The sequence below is a fragment of the Bradyrhizobium sp. STM 3809 genome, assembly GCF_000239795.1.
Classification (GTDB): Bacteria; Pseudomonadota; Alphaproteobacteria; order Rhizobiales; family Xanthobacteraceae; genus Bradyrhizobium.
Map to the genome: position 1 here is coordinate 1 of NZ_CAFJ01000211.1, position 8049 is coordinate 8049.

Genomic DNA, 8049 nt, shown 5'->3' on the forward strand with positions numbered 1-8049 from the left:
GATCGGACTGAAGGAATGACGCAGCAGCGAGGTCGATTACTTGATCGAGCTGTTGATCGACGTGAACTTGCTGCTCAGGCCGGATCCCAGGCCGTTGACGGCCGCCAGGATCACGATGCTCAGCCCGCCGGCAATGATCGCGTATTCGATCGAGGTCGCGCCGGCTCGATCCCTGAAAAAGCTCGCAATCAACTGCCGCATCTACCTCTCCGGTCGGGCTCGATCATCTGATGCGCCGGAACGGCGCGAGCAGAGGCCGGGACGGACGCCCCACGCCAAACCCTCGTTCATCGGATTCAACAATCGGTTAATCCGATCTGCGACTCCCGTCCTGCGGATCCGGGCGCCGCAATCGCGGATGCGCCCGTCCTGACGCTCTGCCTCCTTGCTCGAAGCGGACGGCAAATCCATGAAACCATTGCATTTTGCTTTCGGCCGCGGTTCCGGACGCCGCCCCCGGACGGATGCGCCCGGCCCGGATTCTCCGCCGACACATTTAGAAAAAATTCGGCCTGTCGCCGGAGATGCCGTCCCATGATCTGGGTCAACCGCCAGCACGAGGCCGGGGCCTAAGGTCCATCCTGATCATCATGACCCCAGCCGATACCGCCCGCCCCCAGCTGAAGATCCGCAGCGTCGCGCTCGACACCGGACGCGAGAACGTCGTCGTGATCTCACGGCGCTCGCGGGCGCTGCGGCCCGAGGTCATCAGCGGCTTCTCCCGGGTCGAGCTGCGCTGCAATTCGCGGACGTTGCTCGCCACCCTGCTCATCACCGACGACGACGCCCTGGTGGGCCCCGACGAGATCGGCCTGTCGGAGCCGGCGCTGCGGCGGTTCGCCGAGCCGGTCGGCACGCCGGCGACCGTCTCGCCTGCGACCCCGCCCGAAAGCCTGGAGGCGGTGCGCGCCAAGATTCGTGGCGAGACTCTCAGCGATGAGGCGATCGCCGCCGTGATCGGCGACCTCGCCCACTACCGCTATTCCGACATGGAGATCGCGGCCTTCCTGATCGGCTCGGCGAGCTTCATGAGCTCGGGCGAACTGCTGGCGCTGACGCGCGCGATGGCCAATGCGGGCACCCAGCTCAAATGGCCGGAGCCGGTGGTGGTCGACAAGCACTGCATCGGCGGCATTCCCGGCAACCGCACCTCGATGGTGGTAGTGCCGATCGTCGCCGCCCACGGCCTGACGATTCCGAAAACATCCTCGCGCGCGATCACCTCGCCCGCCGGCACCGCCGATACGATGGAGGTGCTGGCGCGGGTGAATGTCGGCGCCGAGGAGATGAAGTCGATCGTCGCCGCCTGCAATGGCTGCGTGATCTGGGGCGGCCACGTCAACCTGTCGCCAGCCGACGACATCCTGATCTCAGTCGAGCGGCCGCTCAGCCTCGATACCCGCGAGCAGATGGTGGCCTCGATCCTGTCCAAGAAGCTTGCCGCCGGCTCGACGCATCTGTTGCTCGACCTGCCGGTCGGCCCGACGGCCAAGCTTACCAGCGGCGCGGAGGCGATGCGCCTGCGCAAGCTGTTCGAATTCGTCGGCGACCGCTTCGGCCTCAAGGTCGAGGTGATCACGACCGATGGCCGCCAGCCGATCGGCAACGGCATCGGCCCGGTGCTGGAGGCGCGCGACGTGATGGCGGTGCTCGGCAACGAGCCTCTCGCGCCGGCCGATCTGCGCGAGAAGTCGCTGCGGCTCGCGGCGCATCTGCTCGAATATGATCCGAAGCTGCGCGGCGGCGCCGGCTATGCACGCGCGCGCGAGCTGCTCGACAGCGGCGCGGCGCTGAAGCAGATGCAGAAGATCATCGATGCGCAGGGGCCGTCCGAATGCCGCAGCGAGCTCGGCGATCTCGCCTTCGACGTCAGGGCCGAGCACGACGGCATCGTCTCCGCGATCGACTGCCTCAGGCTGAACCGCCTCGCGCGCACCGCGGGCGCGCCCGTGAACAAGGGCGCTGGCGTCCGGCTGTTCAAGAAGATCGGCGACCGCGTCGACCAGGGTGAGCCACTGTACCGCGTGTTCGCCTGCGATCCGTCGGAGCATGATCTGGCGGCATCGGCCGCGAGCGTCAACCACGGCTATGCCCTCGATGGGCCGAACGGCCATCGCTGATCGAACATCGTACGCAAACGAATTCCGGAGATCGCCGCATGAGTGTGACCCTTCGCTTCTGCGGCGCCGCGCACACCGTCACCGGGTCCTGCTATCTGCTGCGGACCGACCAGGGCCAGATCCTGATCGATTGCGGCCTGTTCCAGGGACAGAAGACGCTGAAGGAGCTCAACTACGGCGACTTCCCGTTCCGGCCCGCCGACATCGACGCGGTGCTGCTCACGCATGCGCATATCGACCATAGCGGGCTGCTGCCGAAGCTGGTGCGGCTGGGCTTCGACGGCAAGATCTTCGCCACGCGCGGCACCATCGATCTCTGCTCGTGGATGCTGCCCGACGCCGGCAACATCCAGGAGCAGGAGGTGCTGGCGCTGAACCGCCGCAACACCGCGCGCGGCCGCGGCGAGGTCAGCCCGATCTACACCCAGGCCGACGCGATCGCCTCGCTGCAGTACTTTCAAGCCGTCGCCTATGAGAGCTGGACGGACATCATCCCCGGTGTTCGCGCGCGCTACTGGAATGCCGGGCATCTGTTGGGCTCGGCCTCGATCGAGATCGAATTCGCCGGACAAGGCGCCGGCGGCGCGCCACTGCGGCTGCTCGCCTCGGGCGACGTCGGCCCCGACGCCAAGCTGCTGCAGCCCGACCCGAAGGCGCCGCAAGGCTTCGACTACGTGATTTCGGAAGCCACCTATGGCGACCGCATCCGCGAACCGACCACGCCGGAGCTGCGGCGCGGCCGCCTCGCGGGCGAAGTGCGCGATGCCGCGGCCGCCAGGGGCGCGCTGCTGATCCCCGCCTTCGCCGTGGAGCGGACGCAGGAGCTGATCGTCGATCTCGTCGGCCTGATGGAGCGCGGCGAGATCCCGGCCGCGCCGATCTTCCTGGATTCGCCGCTCGCCATCCACGCCACCGAGGTGTTTCGCGCGCACGCCGCGAGCCTCGACGGCGGCAGCGATGTCGGCCGCCTGCTGTCGTCGCCGCATCTGCGCTTCACCGAGACGGTGGACGAGAGCAAGGCGATCGCCAAGCTGACCGGCTTCCACATCATCATCGCCGCCAGCGGCATGTGCGATGCCGGGCGCATCCGTCATCACCTCAAGCGCTGGCTGTGGAACAATCGCGCCACCGTGCTGCTGGTCGGCTACCAGGCCAACGGCACGCTCGGCCGCTTCCTGCAGGAGGGCGTCAAGGCGGTGCGCATCCAGGGCGAGGAGATCAAGGTCGGCGCGCGCATCCGCATGATCGACGACTACTCCGGCCATGCCGACGGCGCCGAGATCGCGCGCTGGATCGCGGCGCGCCGGCCGATCGGGCGCGGACTGTTCCTGTCGCATGGCGAGGACGCGGCGATCGATGCGCTGGCCGCGCGGATCGCCGAACGGATCGTGCCGGCGGCGCAGGTGTTCTCGCCGCTGCTGGACGATATCTACGAGCTCACCAGCGCCGTGCCGACGCCGCTCGATGCCGCCCGCCGGCGGCGGCTGGCCCCGGAGGCCGTGACCCGGCTCGACTGGCACAACGACATGTCCGGCCTCCTGCTCGACATTCATGCGCGCCTCGAGCAGGCCGCGGACGACCGCGCGCGCGGCGTCATCATCCGCCGCCTGCGGCGGGCGCTCGAGGAATGACACGTTCGCCGTCCCGGCCGCGGGCGCCCGTCCGTCGTCGTCGAACGGTCACACTTTGATCGCAACCTCGATGGGATCGGCCATCGACGAATTGCGACTTGAGGAGCCGGCTGCCGATCATGGACACGATCTCCGCTTGTGCATAGCGAACGGCACAACGCGCAGACGGCTGGTCTCCGAGGGTGATTCTGGTACGCTCGACGCGTGGTTCACGACAACGGAACGATCCGGGTGAACCGGGCGCAGGTGGGGAAACGGGGGCTCTCACATGCATCAACCATCGAAATGGTGGACGGGACTGATCGCCGTAGCCGTGCTCTGGCTGGTGGCCATCATCTTCAAGACGGCCGGTGTCGAGGAGGACATCGCACCGCGGGCGCAGGCGGCGGTCGCCGCGGCCGCACCCGATACCGCCGCGGCCCTCAAGGTCACGGTCGCAGGCCGCGACATCAGCATCACAGGGCCCGAGTTCAGCGCCGATCAGTCGGAGCGGCTGGAGGATGCGGCGACGGTGGACGGCGTCCGCCTCGTCGACGGCAGCTATGACAAGCTGCCGACACCCAAACCCTATGCTTTCCGCGCCGCACGCAACGGCACACAGCTCGTGCTCGAGGGCGGCGTGCCGACTCCCGCGGTCCGTCAGGCCATCGTCGGCGCCGCCCGCGCGGCCGCGGCCGGCGGCGAGGTCGCCGATCGGCTCGGCTATGCCCTGGGCGCCCCGGTGAATTTCGCCGCCATCGCAGGCCATGGTCTCGCGCAGGCGGCGAAGCTCAATGGCGGCACCTTCGCGCTCGCGGACAAGGCCTATTCGATCGCCGGAGCCGCGACCTCGTCCGACATCTATGAGGCGGCGGTGGCCGCGACGCGGCAGCTGCCGGCCGGCGCCGTGCTCGACAAGGTGGCGATCCTGCCGCCGGAGGCCAAGCCGTTCATCTGGACCGCGGTGCGCGACGCCAAGTCGGTGGTGATGTCCGGCGTCGTTCCTAATGACGACATCAGGCGCGCGCTGCAGGCGGCCGCGAGCCAGACATGGTCCGGATCGTCGGTGACGCAGCAGATGCAGATCGCGCGTGGCGCGCCGGCGGGCGATTTCAACGCCTATACGACGTATGCGCTGGCGGAGCTGGCGCGGCTGACCACGGGCCGCGTCGTCATTTCCGACGCCAGCTACACGATCTCGGGCGAAGCGCCGTCCAGCGCCGCCTATGACGAGGCGATGGCAGGCCTCGGCAAGCTGCCCAGCGGGCTGACGCTGGCCAAGGCCGAGATCCTGCCGCCGGAGATCAAGCCGTACCGCTGGTCGGCGGAGTTCGACGGCACCGCGCTGCGCCTGGCCGGCCTCGCGCCCGCCACGTCCGTGCGCGAGGCCATGATGGGCTCGGCCAGCGGACCGTTCGACGGCAAGCCGATCAGGAGCGACATCGGCATCGCGCGCGGCGCTCCCGACGGCGACGTCGCCACCGCGAGCGCCAGCCTGCTGAAGCAGCTGTCGCGGCTGGCGCAGGGCCGCGCCGAAATCAACGAGACCAAGGTGTCGATCACCGGCGTCGGCCTCGCCAACGTCACTGGCGCCGCCGTGCGCGAGGAGCTGGCGGGCACCCTGCCCGCGCCGTTCACGCTCGCCGCGGTCGACGTCCGCGACGGTCCGATCTCGCCTTACGCATTCGGACTGCAGAAACAGGACGGCCGCGTCCGGCTGAGCGGCTACGTGCCCGATGAGACCGCCCGCCGCGAACTCGTCGACGCCGCCACCGCGACGTTCGTCACCGAGACAGTGGAGGACGGCCTGAAGATCGGCGGCGGGGCGCCGCGGAATTTCGTCAAATCGCTGAAGGCGACGTTCCCGGCGCTGGCCCGGCTGTGGTCGGGCGCGCTGACGGCGAAGGATGCCTCGCTGTCGATCGACGCGCTTGCCATCTACGACAAGGCCGCCGAGCAGGTCCGCAAGGAGCTGGCCGATGCGGCGGGCGGCGATCTCAAGCTCGACGAGGTCAAGATCGGGGTCAAGCCGGAAGGCCCGGCGCTGCCGGTGGCCGAATGCCAGCCGGCGTTCGAAGGCCTGCTCGCCAAGGGCCGCATCCGCTTCGCGACCGGCAGCGCCGAGCTGAGCCGCGAGTCGCTGGCGCTGCTCGACCACATCGTCGACGTCGCCCAGCGCTGCAAGGCGGCCGAGATCACCATCGGAGGCCATACCGACAATGTCGGCGACGAGGCCGACAACATGGACCTCTCGAAGCGGCGGGCGGAGGCCGTGGTCAGCTACATCAGCGAGGCCGGCATCGATACGTCGCGGATGTCCTCGGAAGGCTACGGCCAGAACCGGCCGGTCGCCTCCAACGACAGCGCGGAAGGCCGCGCACAGAACCGCCGCATCGAATTCGTCGTGAAGTGAGGCGCTGACATCATGATGTACGACCTGACGACGTTCTTCTTCTGGATCCTGCTGTGTGTCGTGATCGGCGGTTTCGTCGGCTGGCGTACCTGGTCGGATGCGAAGCAACCGGACTGGATGCGGAGCTGGCTGTTGCCGGCGATTCTCGCCTTCGTCATCGGCGCGCTGATGGCGATGCTGAGCGTGCTGCCGGGCCGCGCCGGGCTGTGGCTCGAGGTCGCGTTGCTGATGGTCGGCGGCTACGTGGTCGGCTGCCTGGTCGGCGGACAGCTGAAGGACTATGTCGGGATCGGCGACTCCAGCGCGATGTCCCCCGGGGGGCCCGGCGGCACGGTGGCGTTCACGGCGCCGGCGGCCCGTCCCTGGGCGGACAGCCCGTCGCCGGCCGCCCAGGCCGCGGCCCAAGTCGAGGCCGATCGTCTGGCGACCGAGGCGGCTGCCAAGGCGGAGGCTGACCGTCTCGCTGCTGAAGCTGCCGCGAAGGCCGAGGCCGAGCGTCTCGCCGCTGAGGCTGCCGCGAAGGCCGAGGCCGAGCGTCTCGCCGCTGAGGCTGCCGCGAAGGCCGAGGCCCAGCGTCTCGCTGCCGAGGCTGCTGCGAAGGCCGAGACCGATCATCTTGCCGCTGAAGCTGCCGCGAAGGCTGAGGCCGAGCGCCTCGCCGCCGAGGCTGCTGCGAAAGCCGAGTCCGAGCGCCTCGCTGCTGAGGCCGCCGCGAAGGCCGAGGCCGATCGGCTCGCGGCTGAGGCTGCCGCCAAGGCCGAGGCCGATCGTCTCGCTGCGGAAGCCGCGGCCAAGGCCGACGCCGAACGTCTTGCGGCAGAAGCCGTCGCAAAGGCCGAGGCGGAGGCTGCACGGCTCGCCGCGGAGGCCACGGCCAAAGCAGAAGCGGAGCGGCTGGCCGCCGAAGCCGCCGCCAAGGCCGAGGCCGAGCGTCTCGCGGCGGACGCCGCGGCGAGCGCGGAAGCCGATCGCCTCGCCGCCGAGGTCGCGGCATCGGCGGCCGAGCCGGCGCCGATCAGCAATGGCGCCGATGACGGTCGGCCCCCGGCCCTGCCCGCTCCCGACGGCATCGCCGACGATCTCAAGCTCATCAAGGGCGTCGGGCCGAAGAACGAACGCATCCTCAACGATATCGGCGTGCATCATTTCAGCCAGATCGCGGAGTGGTCGCCGGCGCATGCGGAGTGGGTCGGACACCACATGGCCTTCCCCGGCCGCATCGAGCGCGAGCACTGGATCGCGCAGGCCAAGCTGCTCGCGGCCGGCCTCGACACGGCGCATTCGGCGGCGGTCAAATCCGGCGCCGTCGCGATCGACGACCAGGCCGACGCGCCGCTGAGCGAGGACGAGGCGAGCTATCTCCTCGCGCATCTGCCGGCGCTGATGCCCAAGGTCGAGAACGAGGACGCCCATGGCGGCGCACGGCCGCTCGGCCTCGCGGAGCCGCGCGGCGGCCAGGCCGACGATCTCAAGCTGATCAAGGGCATCGGCAAGCAGAACGAGGCGCGGCTGCACGGCCTCGGCATCTGGCACTTCGCGCAGATCGCCGCCTGGACCCCCGAGCACGCCAAATGGGTCGGCTCCTATCTCGCCTTCGCCGGCCGGATCGAGCGCGAGCAATGGATCAGCCAGGCCAAGGAGCTGGCGAGCGGCGGCACCACGGAGTTCGCCAAACGGGTCGCGGCGGGGCTGGTGAAATCATCGCTCGACGACGGCTCGCGCGGTCAGGACAACGTCGAGATCGTCCAGCCGCGCGAGTAGCGGCGCCAAGCGCTCGAACTGTAGGGCGGGCAAAGGCGCTGCCGCGCTCTCTCCTCACGGGAAGTCGCGGTGGCGCCGTGCCCACCGTCTTGCCGCCTGCTCTGTTGGACGATGGTGGGCACGGCGCGCGACAGCATGCCCCGAA

General features: G+C 69.4%; 5 protein-coding genes. 4 read left to right on the plus strand and 1 reads right to left on the minus strand.

Features of this window, described 5'->3' with window-relative positions; genetic code table 11:
- Positions 1 to 36: 36 nt before the first annotated feature.
- A complete protein-coding gene (locus BRAS3809_RS11425) occupies positions 37 to 201 on the minus strand; it encodes a Flp family type IVb pilin (RefSeq protein ID WP_035656097.1) in 165 nt (54 codons plus the stop codon).
- Positions 202 to 590: 389 nt separating this feature from the next.
- Between BRAS3809_RS11425 and BRAS3809_RS11430 the strand changes: the two genes are divergently transcribed.
- The 4 genes from BRAS3809_RS11430 to BRAS3809_RS11445 all read left to right on the plus strand — a co-directional run bounded on the left by BRAS3809_RS11430 (position 591) and on the right by BRAS3809_RS11445 (position 7904).
- Positions 591 to 2120 carry a thymidine phosphorylase family protein gene (locus BRAS3809_RS11430; protein ID WP_035656099.1) on the plus strand — a complete coding sequence of 510 codons (1530 nt, stop codon included), beginning with the start codon at positions 591 to 593 and terminating at the stop codon, positions 2118 to 2120.
- Between the two features lie 38 nt (positions 2121 to 2158).
- Positions 2159 to 3751, plus strand: a complete 1593-nt coding sequence (locus BRAS3809_RS11435) for an MBL fold metallo-hydrolase (RefSeq protein WP_008962256.1) — start codon at positions 2159 to 2161, stop codon at positions 3749 to 3751.
- A gap of 268 nt (positions 3752 to 4019) precedes the next feature.
- Entirely contained in the window at positions 4020 to 6143 is a 2124-nt protein-coding gene (locus BRAS3809_RS11440) for an OmpA family protein (RefSeq protein ID WP_008962257.1), read from the plus strand.
- Between the two features lie 12 nt (positions 6144 to 6155).
- Positions 6156 to 7904: a helix-hairpin-helix domain-containing protein gene (locus tag BRAS3809_RS11445; RefSeq protein ID WP_008962258.1), complete on the plus strand. Its 1749-nt coding sequence runs from the start codon at positions 6156 to 6158 to the stop codon at positions 7902 to 7904.
- The last annotated feature ends 145 nt before the right edge of the window (positions 7905 to 8049 follow it).